The 4,317-nt window shown below is 48.4% G+C and carries 3 protein-coding genes; all 3 read left to right on the forward strand.

The annotated features are described in order from the left end of the window. A partial coding sequence (locus JJU14_RS16130; protein WP_228614747.1) for an RHS repeat-associated core domain-containing protein occupies positions 1-2,579 on the forward strand: 2,579 nt, incomplete at its 5' end. A 313-nt stretch (positions 2,580-2,892) separates the two neighbouring features. Then, on the forward strand, positions 2,893-3,762 hold the full coding sequence (locus JJU14_RS16690) for an RHS repeat-associated core domain-containing protein (protein ID WP_300976273.1): 870 nt from the start codon (positions 2,893-2,895) through the stop codon (positions 3,760-3,762). Between the two features lies 1 nt (position 3,763). Then, positions 3,764-4,027 (forward strand): hypothetical protein, encoded by a 264-nt coding sequence (locus JJU14_RS16140; protein ID WP_228614748.1) that lies wholly within the window; start codon positions 3,764-3,766, stop codon positions 4,025-4,027. Positions 4,028-4,317 lie beyond the last annotated feature (290 nt).

The following is a 4,317-nucleotide window of genomic DNA, read 5'->3' on the forward strand; positions in this document are numbered from 1 at the left end:
AACAAAGCGAAGTGGCGCCAGGCGGTGCTGAAACCAGTTACCGTTACAACCGGCAAGGCCAATTGGCGGCAATTATTGCAGCCGATGGGGCTACAACACGTTTTGAATACAATGCTTTGGGCCAACGTACCACTATCGTCGATGCTGAGGGCGGTGTTTGGCAACGTGAGTTTACCGCGGCGGGTTTACTTCGATTAGAGCGACGTCCAGACGGCTCTGAGGTTCGGTACCGTTACAACGAAAAAGACCAACTGATAGAGCTATGTCAGCCTGATCAAAGTATCGAGCAGTTTGTCTGGGATGATGAGGGCCATTTACTGGCCCGCAAACAGGGCGATTCAGTTACGCGTTACAGTTATGACCAACTAGGCCGCTTAAATGGCAGCGTGGATGCTGCAGGTTTGGTCACCGAGTACATCCGTGATGCGCACGGCCAGCTCACAGCCCAAAAGCAATACTCGAAAGAGGCACCAGAGCAGGCGGAGTTGCAGCAGTATCAATACGATGCAGCCGGGCGTTTAGTAAAAAGCACCAATGTACTGGGCCACACTACCGAATGGTGTTATGAAGGTTTAAGTCAACCGGTTGAGCTTCGGCATGGGGATGGCAGCAGCCTGCAGTACGAGTACGACAAAGAACGGAACTTAACGGCCATTATGCGCAGCGATGGTGCCCGCTATCAGCTCGAATACGATGGTCAGGAGCGGCCGGTGCGCTTGCAGGGCTTTGATGGCCGCGAGCAACAGTTTGAGTACGATGCCGATGGCAAGGTAAGCAGCCTGCGTGACAGCAATGAACGCTTTATCAGGGTTAAACGCGATCTGCGCGGCCGTATCATCGAGCAGACAGCTCAGGTGCAGCAGCGTATTGATAGCAACCACTTTCATTACGATAAAGTAGGGCGTGTGCTTCGGGCTAATAATGCCCAGCGTAAACTGCGGTTTGGTTACGATAAAGCTGGCCAGTTAACCGATAGCTGGCAGGGCGATTGGCGCTTGCAGCACATGTACCGGCATGGCAAGCGCAGCCAGACCATACTGCCCGATGGCACCCGCTTGGATTACCACTACCATAGCAGCGGCCAGCTTAGTCAGTTGGCCATTAATCAACAACCGGTGTTGTGGCGCAACTTCGATGCCGCCGGTCGGGAAATCCACCGTGAATATGCCAGTGGCTTGCAGCAACACCAGGCCTTCAATGCCTTTAGTCAGCTCACCGAGCAGCGCTGGCACGGCATTCAGACGCAAAACAGTGAGCATGCCAGCAACCGCGAACGCCACTACCAGTACAGTAGCCTGCATCAGCTGACCGAAGTAAAAGATAGCCAGGAAGGTGATACGCGTTATCAATACAACGAGCTGGACCAGCTTATCGCCAAAGCGCACAGTCAGGATGCAAGCCAGAACGAAACACACCAGTGGGATAGTTTTGGTAATCCGCAAGGGGAAGCGATCACGGTCGAACAAGACCGCTTAACCTGCTATCACGCGCACAGTTACCAGTACGATGCCAGTGGCAACCAAATCGTTGTGATCCACCCACAGCACAGCCAACGGCGCGAGTTCAATGGCTTTAATCAACTGCTGTCACTAAGCCACAAAGATGGCCTTAGCCGTTACGAGTACGATGCGCTTGGCCGGCGCAGTGCCAAAATCACCAGCCAGGGACGCATCGATTACCTGTGGGATGGCGATACCCTGCTGGGAGAGTGTCACAACGGTGACTTTAGCTGGTACATCTTTGAGCCTGGCACGCACAAGCCACTGTTCCTTATCAAGCATGGTGAGCTGTACAGCTATCAGCTGGATCAGCTCGGCACGCCACTCAGCCTAACCGACAGCAACAACCAGATTGTCTGGCAAGCGCAGTACAGCAGCTTTGGTAAAGCAACGGTTAGGGTAAACCACATTGATAATCCTATTCGCTTTCAGGGGCAGTATTTTGATGAAGAAAGCGGGTTGCATTACAACCACTTTCGCTACTACGATCCAACCTCAGGCCGCTTTATCAGTCAGGACCCGATAGGGCTGTTAGGTGGCATCAACCACTACCAGTACGCACCGAATCATATCAACTGGGTGGATCCGCTGGGGTTGTGTGCGAAGGAAGATCTTAGTATTGACCCGCAGCCGCCAGGAACACCATATAAGCTAGATTCTAATGGTCGTTGGCATGATAAATCCGGTAAGTTTTGTGCTTTTAGTTGGCCTGCACATGATGGGTTTGCTACTTCACAGAGCAAGGTTTTGGCTGAATTAGTAACCTTGTCTCCAGGAGTTAAGCTGGATCGTTATGGCGGATACTTTAATGCAAACGGACAGTTTGTTGATACTGGTCGATATTTTGCTGATGAGGGTATAGAGTTTGAAAAGCGTGCACTACCCCCGAAAAGTAAGACTTACTCACCACATACATTTGAGGTTGTGGAGCCATTCGACGTATTAGCTGGACCAATTGCTCCTTGGTTTGGACAGCCCGGTGGTGGCACTCAATATTTTGTTGCTGAAGAGCATGGTGGAGTTGATGGACTAATAGCTTCAGGAAAAATCAAACGCACTAGCGAGATTCCCAAAAAATGAAAAAAAAATATTTCAAACCAGACTTAAATAAAGGTTTTCCTGCAGGGAAAAAAATCAATTATGAGTGTGGACTTTGTGGCGAAAGTGTTGAGTCGTTACCGGAACATTTTGCCACATGTCGGTGTGAGAACATTTCAGTAGATGCTGACTCGGCGCGTGTCACGGTCAAAGATAACCAGAAAATTAAGTTTTTCAGGTGCTGAGTAATTACCAGTCTGATGAAGGTGCACTAGGGTAGCAGTACGAAGAATTTAGTTAGTACATATCGTAACCAAGAACGCACCAGCCACTGTTCCTTATCAAGCATGGCGAGCTGTTCAGCTATCAGTTAGACCAACTCGGCACGCCATTATCCGTAACCGACAGCAACAACCAGATTGTCTGGCAAGCTAATTACAGCAGCTTTGGCAAAGCGACGGTTACGGTAAGCGACATCGACAACCCTATCCGTTTCCAAGGCCAGTATTTTGACGAAGAAAGCGGCTTGCACTACAACCACTTTCGCTACTACGATCCAACCACAGGCCGCTTTATCAGCCAGGACCCAATAGGGTTACTGGGAGGGATAAACCACTACCAGTACGCACCGAATCATATCAACTGGGTGGATCCGCTGGGGTTGAGTTGTAAAGAGAATGCTTGGAATAACTTTCAGAAGCAGTTTAAGGGGCATTTCGGTTCAACTTCTGATGCTGCCGTTTGTTACGGCAGAATCAAGGAAGTCCAGGTAATGGAGAAGGGGACAAGGCCTGAACCATCAACATATTTGCCGCAGTCTTATATAGATTTGCACCTCCAACAATTTAGTGGCGGTGCTTCTCGGTTCATGACAAAGACAAATTTAGATAAATACGGGCCTGGTCAGAGGGATGGAACCTCTTTTGTTATGCCGAGTAGTGAAGCAGATTTATTGATGGCCCAAGCTGCAGGTGATCCAAGCAAGTTAGCAGACTCGCTTGGTCTTCCACGTAAAATGCTAGAGGGGAACGATCTAATGAGAGTCGACTTTGCAAATCCATCAGTTCTGGGGCTTAGAATACCTTCAGGCAATGAAGCTGGCGCAAATGATTTTTGGCTTGTTGGTGGCAAGTTACCTGATGGTAGTTCAGAAGCTATTATTGATGTTGGTGGGGTGCCTACTAGCGGATATATTTCTAAAAATGTAACAGAAGGTGGGTCATAGTTTGAAATTTCGAGATTTGTTTTTTTCTAAGGAAAAGTACTTTTCAGTAGGTGTGGAAGAGGAAACAGGCGATTACTATGTTTCAATACCTGTCAGTAACCAGAAGGCTGACTATGAGGAGTATTACCGTATTGAGAAGAGTCTGTTTAATAAATACCAATCTGATCTGAGCCAGCTTGAGTTTGTTGCAGATGAGTGTAGAAAAAGGCTGCGTGATGAAGACCTTATTGTCAAACCCGGATCTGATAGAGGGACCCCCATTTAGAGCCGTTAATTACGTCTAGAAAATAGTAAGTGTATCGCACCGGTAAATTCGGAGGTGGATTGATCACATACCGAATAGCGACACGCTGCTTGACCAAAACCTCTGTTTCTCATTAGCTAATGCTGTTAGGTTAACTCCTGCCAGTAAACCTTGCTGCAAATGAATGGAAGTGGTTAAATTTAACTAAACTTATCGTTTCCAATTCTGATTTCCTGGGTTAAGATTGAGTATTGTTTTTTGCTGGAAGTCCCATGAAAGCCATGGCTTTGTTTCAAGGTGGTTGGTGGCAA

The organism is Alkalimonas sp. (assembly GCF_020831925.1).
Taxonomy (GTDB): Bacteria; Pseudomonadota; Gammaproteobacteria; order Enterobacterales; family Alteromonadaceae; genus Alkalimonas.